This is a genomic window from Thioclava sp. JM3, assembly GCF_002213185.1.
Classification (GTDB): Bacteria; Pseudomonadota; Alphaproteobacteria; order Rhodobacterales; family Rhodobacteraceae; genus Thioclava; species Thioclava nitratireducens.
In genome coordinates, this window is the sequence record NZ_NBOB01000006.1 from 178,161 (window position 1) to 198,440 (window position 20,280).

Annotated in this window: 20 protein-coding genes and 1 other RNA gene; 14 read left to right on the forward strand and 7 right to left on the reverse strand. The window is 65.7% G+C overall.

Annotated features, from left to right (window positions below; all coding sequences use genetic code 11):
- Nucleotides 1–78: 78 nt before the first annotated feature.
- Nucleotides 79–2,355 carry an NADP-dependent malic enzyme gene (locus B6V73_RS12925; protein ID WP_088725435.1) on the reverse strand — a complete coding sequence of 759 codons (2,277 nt, stop codon included), beginning with the start codon at nucleotides 2,353–2,355 and terminating at the stop codon, nucleotides 79–81.
- A gap of 242 nt (nucleotides 2,356–2,597) precedes the next feature.
- On the opposite strand from B6V73_RS12925, the gene B6V73_RS12930 reads away from it, so the two are divergent.
- The 5 genes from B6V73_RS12930 to B6V73_RS12950 all read left to right on the forward strand — a co-directional run bounded on the left by B6V73_RS12930 (nucleotide 2,598) and on the right by B6V73_RS12950 (nucleotide 7,117).
- Nucleotides 2,598–2,990, forward strand: coding sequence for a cytidine deaminase (locus tag B6V73_RS12930; protein WP_075773944.1), 393 nt, complete (start codon nucleotides 2,598–2,600; stop codon nucleotides 2,988–2,990).
- Nucleotides 2,990–4,312, forward strand: coding sequence for a thymidine phosphorylase (locus B6V73_RS12935; protein WP_075773945.1), 1,323 nt, complete (start codon nucleotides 2,990–2,992; stop codon nucleotides 4,310–4,312). Before B6V73_RS12930 ends, B6V73_RS12935 begins: the two co-directional genes overlap by 1 nt.
- Nucleotides 4,309–5,526 (forward strand): phosphopentomutase, encoded by a 1,218-nt coding sequence (locus B6V73_RS12940; RefSeq protein WP_088725436.1) that lies wholly within the window; start codon nucleotides 4,309–4,311, stop codon nucleotides 5,524–5,526. Before B6V73_RS12935 ends, B6V73_RS12940 begins: the two co-directional genes overlap by 4 nt.
- 11 nt (nucleotides 5,527–5,537) lie before the next feature.
- The gene (gene upp, locus B6V73_RS12945; protein ID WP_075773947.1) at nucleotides 5,538–6,170 is read left to right on the forward strand and encodes a uracil phosphoribosyltransferase; all 633 of its coding nucleotides are present in this window, start codon (nucleotides 5,538–5,540) and stop codon (nucleotides 6,168–6,170) included.
- A 65-nt stretch (nucleotides 6,171–6,235) separates the two neighbouring features.
- Entirely contained in the window at nucleotides 6,236–7,117 is an 882-nt protein-coding gene (locus B6V73_RS12950; RefSeq protein ID WP_143597903.1) for an SPOR domain-containing protein, read from the forward strand.
- Nucleotides 7,118–7,164: 47 nt separating this feature from the next.
- Here the strand turns inward: B6V73_RS12950 and B6V73_RS12955 are convergent, their stop codons facing one another.
- Both B6V73_RS12955 and B6V73_RS12960 read right to left on the reverse strand, forming a co-directional pair.
- On the reverse strand, nucleotides 7,165–8,184 hold the full coding sequence (locus B6V73_RS12955; protein WP_088719533.1) for a hypothetical protein: 1,020 nt from the start codon (nucleotides 8,182–8,184) through the stop codon (nucleotides 7,165–7,167).
- Nucleotides 8,185–8,359: 175 nt separating this feature from the next.
- The gene (locus B6V73_RS12960; RefSeq protein ID WP_075773950.1) at nucleotides 8,360–8,794 is read right to left on the reverse strand and encodes a DsrE family protein; all 435 of its coding nucleotides are present in this window, start codon (nucleotides 8,792–8,794) and stop codon (nucleotides 8,360–8,362) included.
- A 197-nt stretch (nucleotides 8,795–8,991) separates the two neighbouring features.
- Here B6V73_RS12960 and rnpB point away from each other — a divergent pair.
- The 4 genes from rnpB to rpmG all read left to right on the forward strand — a co-directional run bounded on the left by rnpB (nucleotide 8,992) and on the right by rpmG (nucleotide 11,102).
- Nucleotides 8,992–9,406, forward strand: an RNA gene (rnpB, locus tag B6V73_RS12965) — RNase P RNA component class A.
- Between the two features lie 195 nt (nucleotides 9,407–9,601).
- Nucleotides 9,602–9,985 carry a DUF302 domain-containing protein gene (locus B6V73_RS12970; RefSeq protein ID WP_088725438.1) on the forward strand — a complete coding sequence of 128 codons (384 nt, stop codon included), beginning with the start codon at nucleotides 9,602–9,604 and terminating at the stop codon, nucleotides 9,983–9,985.
- A gap of 80 nt (nucleotides 9,986–10,065) precedes the next feature.
- Complete coding sequence (locus B6V73_RS12975) at nucleotides 10,066–10,776, forward strand: tellurite resistance TerB family protein (protein WP_088719534.1); 711 nt, start codon at nucleotides 10,066–10,068, stop codon at nucleotides 10,774–10,776.
- Between the two features lie 158 nt (nucleotides 10,777–10,934).
- Nucleotides 10,935–11,102 (forward strand): 50S ribosomal protein L33, encoded by a 168-nt coding sequence (rpmG, locus tag B6V73_RS12980; RefSeq protein ID WP_036638206.1) that lies wholly within the window; start codon nucleotides 10,935–10,937, stop codon nucleotides 11,100–11,102.
- Between the two features lie 353 nt (nucleotides 11,103–11,455).
- Here rpmG and B6V73_RS12985 read toward each other — a convergent pair whose 3' ends face one another.
- Together B6V73_RS12985 and B6V73_RS12990 are read right to left on the reverse strand one after the other, a co-directional pair.
- Nucleotides 11,456–11,785, reverse strand: a complete 330-nt coding sequence (locus B6V73_RS12985) for an AzlD domain-containing protein (RefSeq protein WP_075773953.1) — start codon at nucleotides 11,783–11,785, stop codon at nucleotides 11,456–11,458.
- Nucleotides 11,782–12,528, reverse strand: coding sequence for an AzlC family ABC transporter permease (locus B6V73_RS12990; protein WP_233242997.1), 747 nt, complete (start codon nucleotides 12,526–12,528; stop codon nucleotides 11,782–11,784). Before B6V73_RS12990 ends, B6V73_RS12985 begins: the two co-directional genes overlap by 4 nt.
- A gap of 88 nt (nucleotides 12,529–12,616) precedes the next feature.
- Here B6V73_RS12990 and mobA point away from each other — a divergent pair, with 88 nt between their 5' ends.
- The gene (gene mobA / locus B6V73_RS12995; RefSeq protein ID WP_276206799.1) at nucleotides 12,617–13,219 is read left to right on the forward strand and encodes a molybdenum cofactor guanylyltransferase MobA; all 603 of its coding nucleotides are present in this window, start codon (nucleotides 12,617–12,619) and stop codon (nucleotides 13,217–13,219) included.
- A complete protein-coding gene (locus tag B6V73_RS13000; protein WP_240504135.1) occupies nucleotides 13,216–13,803 on the forward strand; it encodes a GNAT family N-acetyltransferase in 588 nt (195 codons plus the stop codon). Before mobA ends, B6V73_RS13000 begins: the two co-directional genes overlap by 4 nt.
- Before the next feature lie 74 nt (nucleotides 13,804–13,877).
- On the opposite strand, the gene B6V73_RS13005 is transcribed toward B6V73_RS13000, so the two are convergent.
- Together B6V73_RS13005 and greA are read right to left on the reverse strand one after the other, a co-directional pair.
- Entirely contained in the window at nucleotides 13,878–14,924 is a 1,047-nt protein-coding gene (locus B6V73_RS13005) for a hypothetical protein (protein ID WP_233242995.1), read from the reverse strand.
- Between the two features lie 63 nt (nucleotides 14,925–14,987).
- Entirely contained in the window at nucleotides 14,988–15,458 is a 471-nt protein-coding gene (gene greA / locus B6V73_RS13010; protein WP_078522518.1) for a transcription elongation factor GreA, read from the reverse strand.
- Nucleotides 15,459–15,695: 237 nt separating this feature from the next.
- On the opposite strand from greA, the gene B6V73_RS13015 reads away from it, so the two are divergent.
- The 3 genes from B6V73_RS13015 to B6V73_RS13025 all read left to right on the forward strand — a co-directional run bounded on the left by B6V73_RS13015 (nucleotide 15,696) and on the right by B6V73_RS13025 (nucleotide 20,249).
- Nucleotides 15,696–17,342, forward strand: coding sequence for an electron transfer flavoprotein-ubiquinone oxidoreductase (locus B6V73_RS13015; RefSeq protein ID WP_088725440.1), 1,647 nt, complete (start codon nucleotides 15,696–15,698; stop codon nucleotides 17,340–17,342).
- A gap of 164 nt (nucleotides 17,343–17,506) precedes the next feature.
- A complete protein-coding gene (locus B6V73_RS13020; protein ID WP_088725441.1) occupies nucleotides 17,507–19,381 on the forward strand; it encodes a tetratricopeptide repeat protein in 1,875 nt (624 codons plus the stop codon).
- The gene (locus B6V73_RS13025) at nucleotides 19,368–20,249 is read left to right on the forward strand and encodes a 4-(cytidine 5'-diphospho)-2-C-methyl-D-erythritol kinase (protein ID WP_088725442.1); all 882 of its coding nucleotides are present in this window, start codon (nucleotides 19,368–19,370) and stop codon (nucleotides 20,247–20,249) included. The genes B6V73_RS13020 and B6V73_RS13025 overlap by 14 nt, the downstream gene beginning before the upstream one ends.
- Nucleotides 20,250–20,280 lie beyond the last annotated feature (31 nt).

A 20,280-nucleotide genomic window follows, 5' to 3' on the forward strand; every position in this document is an offset into this window, starting at 1 on the left:
ACTTTTGCAAACTGCGGGCGAGTTTTCAGGTTATTTGCACCCTCGTGGGGGTTTGCAAATTTCGCTGGCGAGTGCGACTCAGCTGTAATGCGCCACCGGCGTGCCTGCGATGGCCGACATGTTCAGCAGGCCGCGCGAGGTGATCGAGGGCGTGACGATATGCGCCTTGTTGCCCATCCCCATCAGGATCGGCCCGACTTCCAGACCGCCCGCTTTCATCTTGAGGATGTTGCGCACGCCCGACGCCGCATCGGTATTGGCGAAGACCAGCACGTTGGCCGCGCCCTCGAAGCGCGAATTCGGCATCAGGCGGGCGCGGGTGTCGGGGTCGAGCGCCGCGTCGACATGCATTTCGCCTTCGAAGTCGAAATTCACCTCGCGCTGGATCAGCAGATTCATCGCGGCGCGCATCCGTTCGCCCGAGTCGCTGTCGAGATTGCCGAACTGGCTATGCGAACACAGCGCGATCTTCGGCTTCAGCCCGAAGCGCGAGACGTGCCGCGCCGCGCCGCAGACCGTTTCCATGATCTGCTCCGGTGTCGGCGCGTGATGGACGTGGGTGTCGGCCACGAAAAGCGGGCCGTCCTCCAGGATCATCAGGCTCAGCGCGCCCTGGGGATGGAGCCCGTCGCGGGCAAGGATTTCGCGCACGTATTTCAGGTGCCACAGATACTGCCCGAATGTGCCGCAGATCAGCGAATCCGCTTCCTCGCGATGGACCATAACGCCGGCAATCGCGGTGGAGTTGGTGCGCATGATCGCACGCGCGAGGTCGGGCGTGACACCGCGGCGGGCCATCAGCTCGTGATAGGTGCCCCAATAGTCGCGGTAACGCGGGTCGTTCTCCGGGTTCACGATCTCGACCGCGCCGAGATCGAGCGGCAGGCCGGCCCGTTCGCAGCGCATCTCGATCACGTCGGGACGACCGATCAGGATCGGCGTGTCGGTGGTTTCCTCGATCATCGCGTTGGCGGCGCGCAGCACTCGCTCGTCCTCGCCCTCGGCGAAAACGATACGGCGGCTCACGGTCGCAGCGGCGTCGAAGACAGGACGCATCAGCAGGGCCGATTTGAACACCGAACTGTCGAGCTGGACCTTGTAGGCATCGAGATCCTCCAGCGGGCGGGTCGCCACGCCGGTCTCCATCGCGGCTCTCGCCACAGCGGAGGCGACGATGCCGATCAGCCGCGGGTCGAACGGCTTGGGGATCAGGTAGTCCACGCCGAAGGTGAGTTTCTCTCCGCGATAGGCGGCGGCGGCTTCGGCGGAGGTGGTCTGCCGCGCGAGTTTGGCGATCCCTTCGACGCAGGCGATCTGCATCTCGTCGTTGATCGTCGTCGCGCCCACATCCAGCGCGCCCCGGAAGATGAACGGGAAGCACAGCACGTTGTTGACCTGGTTCGGGAAATCGCTGCGCCCGGTCGCGATGAGCGCGTCGGGGGCGACCTCGCGGGCGAGATCGGGCAGGATTTCCGGGTTCGGGTTCGCCAGCGCGAAGATGATCGGCTGCTTGGCCATCTTCTGCACCATTTCGGGCTTCAGCACGCCGGGACCGGAAAGGCCGAGGAACATGTCCGCGCCTTCGATCACCTCGTCGAGCGTGCGCAGATCGCTGTCCTGCGCGAATTCGGCCTTCTGCGGCGTCATGTCGGCTTCGCGGCCCTTGTAGACCAGCCCTTCGATATCGCAGAGCCAGACGTTCTCGCGCTTCACACCCAGCTTCAGCAGCATGTTGAGGCAGGCGATGCCCGCCGCCCCGCCGCCGGTCGAGACGATCTTGATGTCCTCGAAGTTCTTCTTCGCGATGCGCAGCGCGTTGGTCGCGGCCGCCCCCACAACGATCGCGGTGCCGTGCTGGTCGTCGTGGAAGACCGGGATGTTCATCTTCTCGCGGCAGATTTTCTCCACGATGAAGCAGTCGGGCGCCTTGATGTCTTCAAGGTTGATCGCGCCGAAAGAGGGCTCGAGCGCGCAGACGATCTCGGCCAGCTTCTCGGGGTCGTTCTGGTTCACCTCGATGTCGAACGCGTCGATATTGGCGAATTTCTTGAACAGAACCGCTTTGCCTTCCATCACCGGTTTCGCGGCGAGCGGGCCGATATTGCCCAGGCCCAGCACCGCCGAGCCGTTGGTGACGACAGCCACCAGGTTGCCCCGCGCGGTGTAGTCATGCGCGGTGTCGGGATCTTCCTTGATGGCGAGGCTCGCCTCGGCCACGCCGGGCGAATAGGCGCGGGCCAGATCGCGGCCGTTCGCGAGCGGCTTCGTCGCACGAATTTCCAGTTTTCCGGGTTTCGGCTGGGCGTGATATTCCAGTGCCGACTGACGCAGGGTGTCCTGACGCGCCTCTTCCATGAGATCCTCCCCGAACTGGTTTAGCGCTAAACTAATTTTTCGCGCGCGATTCTCCCGCCGTTCTAGATAGCACGAAGGGAGTGATTGCAACCCCTGCGAATTACGTTGCGGCATGAACTCCGCGCGAGGCGGACGGGTGGCGCGAGGTGAGCGCTTGCATCCGGAGCAGGTGCGGCGCAGGATCGGGAGAACTCAACCGGCTGGACAAATTTTACGCTCCGGCCACGGACCGGAGACCGCCGATGTCGCTGCTCGATTCTGCCCGTCAGGTGCGCGAAAACGCCTATGCGCCCTATTCGAAATTCAAGGTCGGTGCGGCGGTGCGCGGGGCGTCCGGCACCATCTATAGCGGCGTGAATGTCGAGAACGTGGCCTATCCCGAAGGCACCTGTGCCGAGGCCGGCGCGATCGCCGCGATGGTGGCCGCGGGCGAGACCGAGATCACCGAGGTCGCCGTGATTGCCGACAGCCCGACGCCGGTCCCGCCCTGTGGCGGCTGCCGTCAGAAGCTGGCGGAATTCGCGCGTCACGACACGCCGGTGACGCTGGCCACGACCGAGGGCGAGCGACTCGATACGACGGTGGGCGATCTGCTGCCCGGTCGCTTCGATATGAGCCATATGGAAAACACCTGATGGATGCCCGCAGCATTATCCAATCGGTGCGCGACGGCAAAAGCTTGAGCGCAGATCAAGCCCAATGGTTCGCGCGCGGTCTGGCCGACGGCTCGGTCTCCGATGCGCAGGCGGGGGCCTTCGCGATGGCCGTCCTGCTGAAAGGTATCGGCACCGACGGTCGTGTGGCGCTGACGCAGGCGATGCGCGATTCCGGCGAGGTTCTGCGCTGGGACATGCCCGGCCCGGTGATCGACAAACACTCGACCGGCGGGGTAGGGGATTCCGTCTCGCTGCTGCTTGCGCCCGCGCTGGCGGCCTGTGGCTGCTACGTGCCGATGATCTCGGGACGGGGCTTGGGCCATACCGGCGGCACGCTCGACAAGATGGAAGCGATCCCCGGCTATGACGCGACCCCCGGTATCGGCGCGTTGCGCAAGGTCGTGGGCGAAGTCGGTTGCGCGATCGTCGGCGCCACGGGCGAGATCGCCCCGGCCGACAAGCGCCTCTACGGGATCCGCGACATCTCGGGCACGGTCGAGAGCATCGACCTGATAACCGCCTCCATCCTGTCGAAGAAGCTGGCCGCCGGGCTGGAAGGGCTGATCCTCGACGTCAAGGTCGGCTCGGGCGCGTTCATGGCGCGGCCCGAGGATGCGAAGGCGCTTGCGCAGAGCCTCGTCGCCACCGCGAACGGTGCGGGCTGCAAGACCACGGCGCTGATCACCGACATGGACCAGCCGCTCGGCCATTCGGCGGGCAATGCGCTGGAAGTGATCGAGGTGATGGAGACGCTGACCGGCACCGGTGTGAACGAGGCGCTTTGGGACGTGACCGCGGCTCTGGGCGGCGAGGCGTTGGTTCTCGCGGGGTTGGCCAAGGACGCGGTCGACGGCACGGCGCGGATCGACGAGGTGCTCAGTAACGGGCGCGCGGTCGAGGTGTTCGGCAAGATGGTCGCCGCGTTGGGTGGCCCGAGCGATTTCGTCGAACGTTTCCCCGACCGACTGCCCTCCGCCCCGGTGATCCGCGCCGTGGAGGCCCCGCGCGCAGGCTTCGTCAGCCGCATCGACACCCGCGCGGTGGGCGAAGCGGTGGTGCATCTGGGCGGCGGGCGTCTGGTCGGCACCGACAGGATCAATCCCTCGGTCGGGCTGTGGGAGATCGTCTCGCTGGGCGACGACGTGACATCGGGCGAACCGCTGGTGACGATCCATGCCGCGAATGATCGCGACGCCGATGCCGCCGAAGCGGCCCTTCTGGCTGCGATCGAGCTGAGCGACGAGGCCCCCGAAGAGCCGCCCCTGATCCACGAACGTATCGGCCCGGAGGATGTTCAATGAGCCGCGCCTTTCTGATCGTCATGGACAGCGTCGGGATCGGCGGCGCGCCCGATGCGGATCGTTTCTTCAACGACGGCGCGCCGGATACGGGCGCGAATACCGTGGGCCATATCGCGCAGGCCTGCGCCGAAGGACGGGCAGAGGAGGGCCGCTCGGGGCCGCTGAAGATGCCGACTTTGGCCGGTCTGGGGCTGGGCGCTGCGGTGAAGCTCGCCTCGGGCGAGGATGCGCCGGGGCTGATGGCTGAACCTGTCGGGCTCTGGGGCGCGGCCACCGAGGTCTCTCCCGGCAAGGACACGCCCTCGGGCCATTGGGAACTGGCTGGTGTGCCGGTGCCGTGGGAATGGCATTACTTCCCGGACAAGGTGAACAGCTTCCCGCCGGATCTCGTCGCGAAAGCCTGCGAGATCGCTGGGACCGACGGCATCCTCGGCAATTGCCACGCCTCGGGCACGAACATCATCGAGGAACTGGGCGACGAGCATATCCGCACCGGCTGGCCGATCTGTTACACCTCTGCCGATAGCGTGTTCCAGATTGCAGCCCATGAAGAGCATTTCGGCCTCGACCGCCTTCTGAAGCTCTGCGAGGGGCTCGCGCCGACGCTGCATGCGATGAAGGTGGGGCGTGTGATTGCGCGGCCGTTCGTCGGCGAGAACGGGCAGTTCACCCGCACGCCGAACCGCCGCGACTATGCGATCCCGGCGCCGTCTCCGACACTTCTGGACTGGGCCTATGATGCGGGCCGCGTGACCCATGCGATCGGCAAGATCGGCGATATCTTCTCGCATCGCGGCATCACCCATCTGCACAAGGGCAAGGGCGATGCCGATCTGGCCGATCACCTGATCCGGCTGGCGGATGAGGCCGAGGAGGGCTCGCTCACCTTCGCCAATTTCGTGGAATTCGACAGCCTCTATGGCCATCGCCGCGACATCTCGGGTTATGCTCGCGCGCTGGAATGGTTCGACACGGTGGCGGAGCAATTTCTCGACCGCCTGCAACCGGGCGATCTGGCGATCTTCACCGCCGATCACGGCAATGATCCAAGTTGGCGCGGCACCGATCACACCCGCGAACGCGTGCCTGTTCTGGGCGCGGGCCCGGGGATCGGGTCGCGCAGCGTGGGGAATGTGGGCTATGTCGACCTAGCGGCCTCGCTCGCCACGCATCTGAACATTCCGGCGCAAGGGCCGGGCAAAAGCTTTCTGTGAGGGACAAGACCATGAGTGACCATCTGACCGTCGTCAAACATCCGCTGGTGCAGCACAAACTGACCCTGATGCGCGAGAAGGACACCTCGACCGCGTCCTTCCGTCGTCTGCTGCGCGAGATCAGCCTGCTGCTGGCCTACGAGATCACGTCGGAGTTGGAACTGACCTCGAAGAACATCGAGACGCCGCTTCAGGAAATGGACGCGCCGATCCTCGCGGGCAAGAAGCTCGCGCTGGTCTCGATCCTGCGGGCGGGCAACGGTCTGCTGGATGGGGTGCTGGAACTGGTGCCGGCGGCGCGCGTGGGGTTCGTCGGTCTCTACCGTGACCCCGAGACGCTGAAGCCGGTCGAGTATTACTGCAAGCTGCCGAGCGAGCTCGAAGATCGTCTGACCATCGTGGTCGACCCGATGCTGGCCACCGGCAACTCCTCGGTCGCGGCGATCGACCTGATCAAGGAAAAGGGCGCGAAGAACATCCGCTTCATGTGCCTGCTGGCCGCCCCCGAGGGCGTCGCGCGCATGAAAGAGGCGCACCCGGACGTGCCGATCGTGACCGCCGCGCTCGACGAGAAGCTCAACGAGCACGCCTATATCGTGCCGGGTCTGGGTGACGCGGGCGACCGGATGTTCGGGACGAAGTAAGGGCAACGTCCTTTACTCAAAGGAAAACCCGGCTATCCTCCCCCTAGATAGTTTAGGGGTTGTATATGCGATTGAACGCAGGAGCAGCGGTCGGTCTGGCCGCAATTCTCACGCTGGGGCTGGGAGGCTTCGCATCGGAATTGCGGGCGCAGCAATATGCGCCCGCCGAGATGCCCCCGGCAAGCTATACCGAGCCGCAATATGTCGACAGCGAGGGCTGCGTCTTCGTGCGCGCCGACTATGGTGGCGCCGTGCGCTGGGTGCCACGAATGAATAGCGACCGCGGCATCGTCTGCGGCTATAAGCCTACGATGACGCTGGCGGCGAAGCCTGCAACCGCGAAACCTGCCACCCGGGCGAAGGTGGCAACGCGCGCTCCCTATTCGCCGACCCCTGCGTCCCCGCCCGCGCCGCGCGGCAGCGCGCGCGTGTCGCACAGGGTGAGCGTCGGTGGGCTCGCGCCGATCGTAACCCGCGCGCCCCAGCCGGAGAACGGCTGGACGAATGCCTTCGAGGACGGGCGCCTCAACCCCTATCGCGGTCCACGCACCGTCCAGGGCAACGAACAGATGCGGGCGCGCTGGACCGAGGAGACGCCGATGCAGCTACGGCCCACCGCGACGCCCGATCAGGTCTATGTCGAAAGCTCTCACCCGCCGGTGCCAAGAACCCGGATCGTGGTGGTGCCGACCGTCACTGTGTCGAACAAATCGGTCGCGCCGGTCGGCTCGAACGGCAAGCAATATGTGCAGGTCGGCAGCTTCGCCAATGTCGCGAATGTTGCGACCGCGACGAAGCGTCTGCAGGCGCTGGGCCTGCCGGTCGCGACGTCCAAGACGCAGGAGCTGACTGTGGTCTATGCCGGGCCGTTCTACGATACCGCGAAGCTGAACTCGGCGCTGGCCTCGGCGCGTCGAGCGGGCTTTCCCGATGCGCTCGTGCGCTGAGGAAGTATGGACCGAAGCAAGATCGAGCGGCCCTTCGGGGCCGTTTTTCATTGCGCTGAGCAGATATCCTGCAGGGCCACCCATTGCGCATCTTCGAGAACCGGCTTCGGCGCGGGCTGGCCCTTGAACGGATCGGCCTCGATCAGGCCCAGCACGGACTCTCCGGTCGGGTCGAGCGCGTAGGCGTAGGGCGTCGCGCTGACCCCGGCCTCGCGGAAGGCGCGCAGAAGCGTGTCGCCATCGGCGCGAGCAGGCGGACGCTGTAACAGGTCCTGCGCATACTCGGCCAGTCCGCTCTCGGGAAGGTCGCCCGTCGTCAGCAGCCGCAGCGCCGCCGCGGGCCCGAGACGGTCGAGCATCCGGTGCAGCGGGCGTTCTCCGGCGGCGCTGTTCTGCGCGGCGATGATGTAGCCCGCGACGACCTCGGGCGTGTCCGGCCCGTTGATCGTGTCGCGACCGACCACGGTCATCCCGCCGGGCAACAGCCGCGCCCCTTCGAGCGCCTGCGGCAGGACCGCGATCGCCGATTGTCCGGGAAGTCGCTCGGCGAGGGCCGAGAGCGCGCGATCGCCGCCGGGGCTGTGACAGGCAGCGCCCGTCATCTTTACCATCTCCGACAGCAGCTTACGCCCGATCTCGACGCGTTTTGCCTGGGGTGCGACGCGCGCGGCATGATCGACCAGCGCCGAGGGTAGCCAGAACAGCGCCACCGCGCCGACTGCCAGCAGAACCGCCCCGATGAGCACGCCGCGCAGCCGCCCCGGATGCGGGCGCTGTGCGGCGATCATCGCGTGAACCTTCTCGATCGCGGCGATCATCGTTTCGTCTTCGACCTCGAGCTCTTCGCCCGGCTCCTCGGATGGGGCGAAGATCGCGGGGCGCTTGCCGGGATTGCGACGGTGCATCGCGGGCAGCGACCAATGTGCGAGTGCCGTGCCGGAGCGCACCTCCGACAGCACAAGCGTCGCGTCGCCCAGCGAGAGGATCACCTCGCGGCGTTGTGCGTCCGCATCGGGACGCCATATGCCGATCGCCTCGAGGCGCTCATATTCGGAAAGGGCGGTCATGCGGGCCCGTTACTGCTCTTGTTTGTCAAGAGGATAGCCGATCCTGCCGGGGGGTCAATCAAACAGCCCTGCCTGCAACGTAAGCCGCCCCGCACGGAAGGCCGAGCGGGGCGATCTGGGGCGCAATTCAGAGTGGAGTGCGCGGGATGCGTGGTGCTGCCCGCGCTCTCGTCCGTCAGGGGCGCAGATAGGCGTAACCGTCGCGCTGCAGATCGACGAGGTAGGCCGCGCCGGACGGGACGATCTCCGCCTCTTCGACCATCGGAGGCTCCTTGCCGAGCTTCTTCGTCATACCGGCGAGCGTGTTGGCGCAGGCGCGGAAATGGATCGGCTGGCCCAGCATCGCCATTTCCTCGATCCGGGCTTTCACCGGCGAGGTATCGGCGCGCAGCATGTTGAGACCGGGCCCGTAGGTGACCAGCTCGATCTGCACGTCTTCGCCCTGGTCCTTGTAGTATTGGATCATGTTGAGCGCGTTGTTGAGCGCCATGTTCATCACTTGTGGGTCGGCGCTGTTGACCTGAATCGCGATCTTCTCGTTCGCCATCGCGGGCAACGCCCAAACCATCGCCGCGAGCGCGAGCCCGAGGCGCAGTCCTCCCTTGTCCATCGTGATCTCCCTTTCACTTCAATGGAAGCTCAGCCTCGACGTGCCGGGGTCGAAAAGCAAGCGATTGCACGGATCGCTCCGCAAATTTCACGTCCTCGTGATGGATGGCTGGCGCTCTCGGCCCGGCTACGGGCGCGCGCGGTGCGCCCATCCGGGCGATTGACCGCATGAGTGCGAATGTCTATCTGCTGCCTTGCGCGGATGGCTGGATGGCCGCGAGCGCCCGTAGCCCCGCGCAATGCGGGCAGCCGGGTGCCCGAGGAAAGTCCGGACTCCATGAAGCAACGGTGCCGGGTAACGCCCGGGCGGGGAAACTCGACGGAAAGCGCCACAGAAAACAGACCGCCCCGGTTTCGGCCGGGGTCAGGGTGAAACGGTGGGGTAAGAGCCCACCGCGGGACTGGCAACAGGACCGGCACGGCAAGCCCCACCGGGAGCAACGCCGAATAGGGATCGTGTGCTGCGCCGCTTGCGGTGATGGCAGGGGAGCTTCGCCCCGAGCGATCCGGGTTGGCGGCTGGACCCTGCGAGCAATCGCAGGGCGAGAGGAATGGTCATCCACGGGGGCGCGAGCCCTCGGGACAAAATCCGGCTTACAGGCCGTCCGCGCAAATTCCGCTTCCAGTATCGCCAGAAAACGCGGGCATGGAACAAGCTCCCACCCGCACGGGTTCCCGCCATTGCGGCACAGCGAGCGCGCGTTGAAGCACATGCCTCGCCATGATCGTGACTTGCGTTTCGGACCGAATTAACCACGCTCGAAGCAAAGGCAAACAAAGCTGAGACGAACAGGGGAGAGAGATTGCCATGGGCTATACGATCGACAAGGTGATGACCGGGGCATTCGACGAGGTCGAGGCGAAAGTGCGCGAGGGATTGGCTGATGCGGGCTTCGGCGTGCTGACCGAGATCAACGTCTCGGCCACGATGAAGGCCAAGCTCGACAAGGACATGCCGCGCTACAAAATCCTCGGTTCCTGCAACCCGAAGTTGGCCTACGAGGCGATCGGCTTCGCGCCGCGGATCGGGGCGATGCTGCCCTGCAACGTGGTCCTGCGCGAGGTCGAAAACGGGATCGAGGTCAGCGCGGTCGACCCGGTTGCTTCGATGCTGGCGGTCGAGAACGACGATCTCGTGGAAGTCGCCAGCCAGGTGCGCCAGATGCTCGCCGACGTGATCGCCAAACTGTAAGCCGCACGAGTTTTTTCTAGCCAAGCGCGCCGACGCGCGCGAAGCTGGCGCAACAGGAAACCGAATTTCGGGGGAATGATATGAGCTTCGTGAAGACATTGGCCACGCTCGCGGTGGGCTTCGCCGCCGCCAAGGGCGTGGAGCGTTTCAACAAGATGGGCGGTCTCGACGGCATGAAGGACGCGCTCGGCAAGGCGGGCGAACCCGGCGGTATGGGTGACCAGATGGGCGAGTGGGCCGAGAAGATGGGCATGCCCGGCGGCAAGGAGACCGTGCGCGGTCTGTTCGGCCAGTTCGGCTCTCAGGCGGCCTCCGCGACGGCTGCGACCGAGGCGGGACTGGGCGCGCTGATCGGCGCCATGACCGGCGCTGCGAAGACGGGCGCGGGCAATATCTCGGAAATGCTCGGCGCCGTGACCTCCGGCACGCCGGTCAACGCGATGATGGAAGATCAGGCCAAGCTGATGATCCGCGCAATGATTCAGGCCGCGAAAGCCGATGGCGAGATCGACGACAAAGAGCGGCAGACCATTCTCGATCACCTGTCCGATGCCTCCGATGAGGAAATCGCCTTCGTGAAGGCCGAACTCGACGGCCCGATCGACATCACCGCTCTGGCCAATGCCACCTCGGATCACATGAAGTCGCAGGTCTATTCCGCAGCGCTTCTTCCGATCACAGTCGATACCGAGGCGGAGAAGCAATATCTGGCGAATCTGGCTGCCGCGCTGGGCCTCGAGACGGAGAAAGTCGCCCAGATCCACGAGACGATGGGCAAGCCGCTGATCTGAGCGGAGAGAGCCTTCCGGCTTTATGGGGCGCGGGCGAAGAATTTTCAGCTTGCGGCCCGGTTTGCCGGTTGACTCCGCATCGCGCATCGCTAAAAGGCGGGCTTCAAGGATTCCGCGGGTGCGTAGTTTTTTCGATGCCCGGAGCTAGGAGATAGACAATGGCGAAGCCGACGACGATCAAGATCCGTCTGAACTCGACGGCGGGCACCGGGCACTTCTATGTGACCAAGAAGAACGCCCGCACCATGACCGAAAAGATGACCGTGAACAAATACGATCCGGTCGCGCGCAAGCACGTCGAATACAAGGAAGGCAAGATCAAGTAAGATCGCCTGACCTTGACGGTTAGAAGGCCGTGCCTCCGGGCACGGCCTTTTTCTTTTTGTATTGGAAGCTGGCTGCCCGGATCAGCCGCGAAGTCGCCCGGGCCGCGCCCGACCTCTCCCCCGGGGAGGGCGCATTGGCGATGTCGTCGCGGGTCTATGTGTCTTGCGGGCTTGCGAGATAAAGCACCCTGCCATAGGCGGGGAAAGCGCCCACCCGAGGTCGGGCGCGGCCCTCTGGAGGCTCAAAATGGAGTTACCGGGGTTTCCCCGGTGCATTGCTCGCGCAATCCGCGTTCGCCGCTTCGGTGGCTTCTCTGGAGCCCCCGATCTGCGCCTTCAGCGCAGGCTGCGGCTCACACCAGCCACAGCGAGAGGTAAAGCGCTGCGAGCCCGCTCAGAATCGCCCACAGCGTGTTGCGCGTCGCGATCCCGACGCCGAGCGTCGCGAAGGCCGCGATCATCCGCGCGGGGTCGGTCTCACCGCCGGTACCTGCGGGCCACAGCACCAGCGGGGCCACGAGCCCCGGCAGCACCGCAACCGGCGTGTAGCGCAGGTAGCGCAGCGCCCATTCAGGCAGTTGCCGGTCGCCGAGAAACCCCATGAAGGAATAGCGCAGGAAGTAGGTGCCGATCCCCAGTGCGACGATGATTCCCCAGACCAAAGCGTCCGAATAGCCGTTCATTCCCGCACCGCCTTTCTACGCGCGACCCAAAGCTCGACCTGCGCGCCTGTCACCATAGCGGCGACGGCGGCGATCATCAGCCCAACGCCCGAGGGCAGGAAGCTCAGCGCCAGTGCGCCCACGACCGAGACGGCCGCCGCGGCGACATGGGCCAACGTGCGCAGCGCCGGCCCGATCATCGCAAGAAAGGTGATCGGCACCGCGAAATCGAGCGCGAATTCCGGCGGGATTTGCGCGCCGACCAATGCGCCGACAAGGGTCGCGACATACCAGTTCGGGCAGACCGGGGAGCAGACGCCCGCGTAATAGGCCAGCTTCTCGGCGCGGCTCAGGTCGGGCTCGGCCTCGTATTCATTGGCCGCCATCGCATAGGCCTGATCGACCATGAAATAGGCCACCAACGCCTTCTGCCACGTCTTCGCCTTGCCGAAATGCGGGGTGAGGGCCGCCGAATACATCGCCATGCGCAGATTGACCGCAAGCGAGGCTGCGAGGATCAGCACGACCGGCGCGTGATCGCCCATCAGTTGCAATGCGGTGAACTGCGCGGCGCCCGCGATGACCATCACCGAGAAGCCCATCACCTGGACCAGATCGAGCCCCGCACTGGTTGCGGCCACGCCGAACAGGAGGCCGAAAGGCACGATGACCAGAAGGAACGGCAGGCCATGCCGAAATCCGCGCCAATAGGCGGCCCGCACCGCGCCTTTCGGGGCCGTCCCGTTCGCAGTCATGTCCGACATGATGCTTGTCTCCCGTTCTCAGTTGCGGGACAGATAGGGAAGGATGCGGGCAAAGGCAAAGCGCGCGATTGTATTGGAGGCAATCATCTTGACCGCTGGCGAAGAAGTCGAGCCGCGCGTGGTCGCGGTGATCCTTGCGGGCGGGCAGGGCCGGCGCATGGGCGGCGTAGACAAGGCGATGGTGATGCTCGCCGGACGCCCGCTATTTGCCCATGTCGCAGCACGGATCGGCCCGCAGGTGGCAGGGCTCGCGATCTCCGCCAATGGTGCGGCGGTTCGATTCGCTCCGATCCCCGTTCTACCCGATCCGCCCCAAAGGCAGGGCGAGGGCCCCCTGGCGGGGCTCCTGAGCGCGCTGGACTGGGCGGCGGAGCAGGGCGCGGATATGCTGCTCAGCGTTCCCGTCGATACACCTTTCCTGCCCCGCGACCTCGTTGCCCGGCTGCGCGCTCCCGGCGGCGCGGCTTACGCCGCCTCGGCCGGTCGCGACCACCCGAGCGTCGCGCTGTGCCCGGTCATGGAGCGGCCGCGGATAGCCGAGCTGTTCGCCTCGGGCGAACGCCGATTGCGTGCGGCCTTCCCGGAGGCGACGCGGGTGGCGTTCGAGGGCAGCCCAGACCCGTTCACCAATCTCAACACGCCCGAGGATCTCGCCACGGCGGCCGCGCATCTGGCTGAGGCGACCCGGTGACCCAGGTGTCGATCCGGCACGGGCTCGCACGCGAGCATCGCGCAGCGGCGGCGGAGCTTTACTGGCAGGCCTTCGGCGGCAAGCTCGGCCGCGTGATGGGGCCGGAGCGGCGCGCCTTGGGCTTCATCGCCGAGGTGATCGATCCGAGCCACGCGCTCTCGGCGCTCGATGGCAATGGCGCGCTGGTCGGGGTGGTCGGGTTTCGCACGCTGCGCGGCTCCTTCGTCGGCGGTAGCTGGGCCGATCTGCGCAGCCATTACGGGCGCGGTGGTGGGCTCTGGCGCGGTGCCTGCCTGCATCTTCTGGCCCACGATCTGCCCGAAGGCGGAATGATGGTCGACGGGATCGCCGTCCACCCGGAACTGCGCGGCGCAGGCATAGGGCGCGCGCTGATCGAGGCGCTGTCCCACGAGGCGCGCAGGCGTGGCTACCGGGCGCTCTGTCTCGACGTGATCGACGAGAACCTGCGCGCACGCGCCTTGTACCAACGGCTGGGCTTCGAGGTGACGGGGCGGCGCAGTTCGCGACTGACGCGGCTGGTCTTCGATTTCCGTTCGGTGCAACTGATGCGCCGCGCGCTCTGAAGGCTCCGCCGCGCCCTTTCGTATTGGCTCAAATATCCCCGGGGGGTGAGGGCGAAGCCCGAGGGGCTGGCCCCTCAGTCGAAACTGCCGGTGACGCGCCCCAGCAGCATGAAGGCGCGCGCGGTGCGGGTTTCGGCCATCTCGGCGATGTCCTGATCGGAGGCGTTCTTCTCGAACTCGGCGAAGGTCCGGTCGAACTGGCGCAGGAAGTGATGCGCCACGTCGCGGAAGATCGTATCGCCGCGCATCCGGCCCGCGCTGAGCGCCAGCGACGAGCGATCGCGAATGCCGCCGAGGCTGGTGATCTCGCGGCCGCGCTCGCCTTGCGCAAAACGGCGCCATAGTTCGGGCCGGGCGCGGTCGGGCTTGAGGTCGTCCATGTAGATGCCGTCCTGCGCGAGCAGGTTCAGCACATCCTGCGCCGAGCGCAGCAGCTTTGCCGTCGACCGGTCTTCGAGCGCGCGGCGTAGCGCGCGGAAGCCCTCGGTATCGTCGGGCGAATCCGGGAAGTTCAGCGCGCGGACGAAATCGGCGACCGAGAGCGGCGCGCGGAGGTCCTCCGCCGGGGTGCCGAGCGCCAGCATCGGTTCGCTGTCATCGGGTCGGGGCGGGGGCGGCGCGACCAGCGCCGCCTTGCGGTCGGCGGAGGGCTGGCTTGCCTGCACATCGCGGCGCGAGGCGAAGGTCGCGATCGTGGTCTCCGCCTGACGGGCGACGGCAGCGATCTCGTCGAGCTTCTTCTCGACATTCTGATCGGTACGCATCGCCTGCTGATTGAGCCAGGCGGTACGCATCGCCTCGATCGATTGTCGCAGCGCGGCGGTTTCGGCGCGCATCTCGCGGGTAGCGCGCGCGGTCACGGCGGCGACCCAGACCATCACGATCGGCACCGCCATCCCCACGACGAGGCTGACGGTGGCAAACAGCGACGCGGCGCGCGCGATCCCGGGTGCGAAGAACCAGAAGGCGGCGACCAGGAAGACCCACAGGATGCTTAGCCCCAGCGCGATCCATTCGGGCGCGCCGGGAAAGCGTGTCTTGAGGCGTGGACGACCGGCAGGCGGGTGCGATCCGCCGGGCATGGCGAACCGATCCTTGTCCTGCTCTGCGGGTCCTTCCATTCAGGCTCTCCGTCAGTGGCGCACGGGCACATGCTCAGAGGCAGCCGCGCAGGGGCGTCCGTGTCAGGCGAAAACGATCTTGAGGATTTCGTAAGCCTTGTCGCCACCCGGCGTACGAACCTCGACAGAGTCGCCCTCGTCCTTGCCGATCAGCGCGCGCGCCAGAGGCGACTTCATGTTGAGCTTGCCCTTCTCCAGATCGGCTTCGGGTTCGCCGACGATCTGGTAGGTCTTCTCTTCGTCAGTGTCCTCGTCGACGATGGTCACTGTCGCGCCGAATTTCACGGCGCCCGACATCTTCGACGGGTCGATCACCTCGGCTCGGCCCAGAAGCCCTTCGAGCTCCTTGATCCGGCCTTCGATAAAGCCCTGCTTCTCGCGTGCCGAATGGTATTCGGCATTCTCCGAGAGGTCGCCCAGTTCCCGCGCTTCCGCGATCGCGGCAATGATCGCGGGACGCTCTTCGGACTTGAGCTTTTTCAATTCTGTATTGAGCGCGTCAAAACCTGCGCGCGTCATCGGTTGTTTGTCCATGGAAGGCTCCCGAACTCGGAACTGTCCCCAATTCAGGGCATCTAAATCTGCTCTCACCCCCGGAAGTCAAGTGGACAGCGCGATTTTCGCGGCGAATTGCCGATCTCGTCAGTTCGGGAAGGCGGCGCAATTTGGCGCAAGATTGTTGCGCGGCATCGCAGCGTAACAATTGCCTCGTTACGCGAGGTAGGCTAGGCAGGACGCCAGCTAGGACGACCAGCAAGGGGTTCGACAGACATGACCGACGTGACGCGCGAGTCGATGGAATATGATGTGGTGATCGTGGGCGCGGGGCCTGCAGGGCTTTCGGCGGCGATCCGCCTCAAACAGATCGACCCGGAGCTCGAGGTCGTCGTGCTCGAGAAGGGCTCGGAAGTGGGCGCGCATATCCTGTCGGGCGCGGTGCTCGACACCAGCGGGTTGGATCAGCTGATCCCCGACTGGAAGGACAAGGGCGCGCCGATCACCGTGCCGGTCAAGAAGGACAATTTCTATGTCCTCGGAGAGGCCGGAGCGATGCGCATTCCGAACTGGCCGATGCCGCGCCTGATGTCGAACCATGGGAAATACATCGTCTCGATGGGCAATGTCTGCCGCTGGATGGCCGAGCAGGCTGAAGCCCTCGGCGTCGAGATTTTTCCGGGCATGGCCGCGTCGGAAATCGTCTGGGATGGAGACCGGGTGGCCGGTGTCGTCGCGGGCGAATTCGGCAAGAACCCTGATGGAACCGAGGGCCCGGGCTACGAGCCGGGCATGGAGCTGCGCGGCAAATACGTGATGATCGCCGAGGGCGTGCGCGGCTCGCTCGCCAAGGTGATGATGGAGAAGCACAACCTCTCCGACGGTCACTGCCCGCAGAAATTCGGCCTCGGCATGAAGGAAATCTGGGAGATCGACCCGGAGAAGCACCGCGAAGGCACCGTGACCCACACGATGGGCTGGCCGCTGGGCGGCAATGCGGGCGGCGGGTCGTTCATCTATCACCTCGAGAACAATCAGGTCTATGTCGGCTTCGTGGTGCACCTGAACTACGAGAACCCGCATCTGTATCCCTACATGGAGTTCCAGCGCTTCAAGCATCACCCGATGGTTGCGGAGCTGCTGGAGGGCGGCAAGCGCGTGGCTTACGGCGCGCGGGCGATCTCGGAAGGCGGCTGGCAGTCGATCCCGAAACTGACCGTGCCGGGCGCGGTGCTGCTGGGCTGTTCGGCGGGGCTCGTGAACGTGCCGCGCATCAAGGGCAACCATAACGCGATGCTCTCCGGCATCGCGGCGGCGGAAGCCGCGGCAGCCGCGATCAAGGGCGGGCGTTCGGGCGACGAGCTGACCGAGTACGAGACCGATCTGCGCTCCGGTCCGATCGCCGAAGACCTCAAGAAGGTCCGCAACGTGAAGCCGATGTGGTCGAAATGGGGGATGGTCCCCTCGCTCGTCCTCGGCGGGCTCGACATGTGGACCAACGATCTCTTCGGCTTCTCGCTCTTCGGCACGCTCAAGCATGGCAAGTCGGATGCGAAAGCGACCGGCGAGGCGAAAAACTTCAAGCCGATCGACTATCCCAAACCCGACGGCAAGCTTAGCTTCGACCGCCTGACCAATGTCAGCTTCTCCTTCACCAACCACGAAGAGAGCCAGCCCTGCCACCTGAAGCTGAAGGACGCGTCGGTCCCGATCTCGGTGAACCTGCCGAAATATGACGAGCCCGCTCAGCGCTATTGCCCGGCGGGCGTCTACGAGGTGGTCGGCGAGGGCGACGACGCGAAGTTCCAGATCAATTTCCAGAACTGCGTCCACTGCAAGACCTGCGACATCAAGGATCCGAGCCAGAACATCAACTGGACCACCCCGCAAGGCGGCGACGGGCCGAACTACCCGAACATGTGATCGCGAAAGGGGCCTGCGGGCCCCTTTTTCGTTTCCACCGCTCCTCGCCCCCATCACAACGCCGTGTCTGTGACGGCGGCTTCCCGCGTGCGGTGGTTCGGCTCATTGTAATGCCCGCAGCGCCCCGTTACGCTCGATTTCGACCCGAATGAGAGGACCGTTTCGTGCCGAGTTTTAAGACCCCGCTGCGCCTTGCGCTCTTCGCCCTCTTGATGGGCTCCACCGCGCCCCTGCCGCTGTTCGCTCAGGATGCACCGACGGCCGGCAGCGCCGAGGATGCCGCGCAGGCTGCCGATACTGCTGCTGCCAAAGGCGATGCAGGCGACACCGCGAATGACCCGAGCCCTGCGGAGGCGGGGGCCTATCTCGCCGCGCGCATCGCGTCGCAGCAATTCGATTTCGCCGAAGCCGCGCATTACTACCGCCAGTTGATGGCCAGTGGCGATACCAGTGGCACGACGGCAGAGGCCACGCTCGTCTCAGAGATCGCGATCGCCGATTTCGACCGTGCCAAGCCGCTTGCGCAGCAGATGGTCGAGGCCGGCACCGGAAGCCAGATCGCGGCGCTGACCGTGCTCGCTGCGGACGCGCATGACAAGAACTGGAGCGCCGCGCTCAAGTTGCTCGACAGCGATGCCGATCCGGGGCCGCTCGTGGGCGGGCTGACCAAGGCCTGGGTGCTTGCGGGCGACGGCAAGATGTCCGACGCCTCCGCTGCCTTCGACGAGGTCGGCAAGCAGCAGGGCCTCGCAGCCTTCGCGGGTTTCCACAAGGCGCTCGCACTCGCGCTCGTCGGCGATTACGAGGGGGCTGATGCGATCCTCTCGGGCGAAGATGGCGAGAAGATCACCTCGACCCGTCGCGGCGTTCTGGCCCATGTCGAGGTGCTCTCGCAACTCGAGAAGAACAAGGAGGCGCTGAAGCTGATCGAGGATCGCTTCGGCAAGGATCTCGACCCGCAGCTTAAAGATATCCGCTCCAAGCTGGAGGCGGGCGACACGCTGCCCTTCGACGTCGTGCGCAATGCGTCCGACGGCGTTGCGGAGGTCTATTACTCGGTCGCGCAGGCGCTGATCGGCGATGCGCCCGACACGTTCACGCTGGTGCATTCGCGGCTGGCCAACATGATCCGGCCCGACATGGATGACGCCACTCTGCTGACCGCGTCGATACTCGACCAGCAGGGCCAATACGATCTGGCCATCGAAGCCTATGCCGATATCAAGCCCGACAGCCCGATCTACCACGCCGCCGAAATCGGGCGCGCGGAATCGATGGTGCGCGCGGGCCGCAACGATGCGGCCATCGAAGTGCTCGAGAACCTGTCGCGCAGCCGACCCAACCTCGTCGGCGTCTGGACCGCTCTGGGCGATACGCTCCGCCGCGAGAGCCGCTTCGCCGAGGCTGCGAAAGCCTATGACAAGGCGATCGATCTGCTCGGTCAACCCGAGCCGAAGGACTGGTTCGTCTGGTATTCGCGCGCCATCGCGCAGGAACGCTCGGGCAATTGGGACGAGGCCGAGAAGGGTTTCCGCGAGGCGCTGCGCCTTTCGCCCGATCAGCCCTCTGTGCTGAACTATCTGGGCTATTCCTACGTGGACAAGGGCGAAAACCTCGACGAGGCGCTCGACATGATCCGCAAGGCCGCCGCCGAGCGTCCCGATGCGGGCTTCATCATCGACAGCCTCGGCTGGGCGCTGTTCAAGCTTGGCCATTACCAAGAGGCGGCCCAGAAGATGGAGCGAGCCGTGGAGCTCGAGCCGCGCGATCCGCTGCTCAACGACCACTTGGGCGATGTGCTCTGGGCCGTGGGCCGCCAGCGCGAGGCGAAATTCCAGTGGCGCCGCGCGTTGTCCTTCGCGACCGACGACGCGGAGACCACCGAGGAACTCGATCCCGATGCGATCCGCCGCAAGATCGAGGTAGGTCTGGACCAGCAGCGCAAGGAGCAAGGTCTGCCGCCGCTCGAGGATAAGGGTCCGAGCAAGGATAGCCCCAAGGCCGCCCCCGAAACGCCCGCGAGCGATGCGAATAATTGACGCTTTCGCGCCTGCGAAGATCAACCTGACGCTGCATGTCATCGGCCAGAGGGCCGATGGCTATCACCTGCTCGACAGCCTCGTGGCATTCGGGCCGATGGGCGACCGGCTGGTGCTGCGCGAAAGCGGCACCCTGTCGCTCAGTGTGACGGGCCCGGAAGCGGCAGGCGTGCCTGCCGATCCGTCGAACCTCGTGCTGAAGGCCGCAGCGCTTCTGTCGCGCCCGGCGGGGCAGGGGGCGGAAATCCATCTCGACAAATATCTGCCGCCCGCCTCGGGCATCGGCGGTGGATCGTCAGACGCGGCGGCTGCGCTGCGGGCGCTGGCTGCGCTTTGGGACCATCCGCTTCCGGCGGAGACCGCACAACTTGGGGCAGACGTGCCGATGTGCCTGACGCCACGCCCCCAGCGCGTGCGCGGCATTGGCGAGGCGCTCGACCTCGTGTCGCTGCCGCCGCTGCCCGCGCTACTTGTGAACCCGCGTGTGGAGGTGCCGACGCCTGCGATCTTCAAGGGGCTAGATTCGAAGGACAATCCCCCGATGCCCGAGGTGCTGCCGACATTTACTGGCGCGCCTGACTGCATCGACTGGCTGGCCACGCAGCGTAACGATCTGCAGGCGCCTGCCATCGCCTCGGCCCCCGTGATCGGGGAGGTGCTGGACGCGCTCATGACGCTCCCCGGCTGTCGTCTCGCGCGCATGTCGGGCTCTGGTGCGACCTGTTTCGCGCTGTTCGAGACGCTGGACGCCGCGCAGGCTGCGGAAGCCACGCTGGCTCAGCGCCGCCCTGGCTGGTGGCGGGCCTCCGGCATGCTCGGCGATCAGACGCAAAAGGGGCAGCCCCATAGCCGCGCCTCTTCTTCTTGACCCAAATATCCCGTGGGGAGCCCGCAGGGCG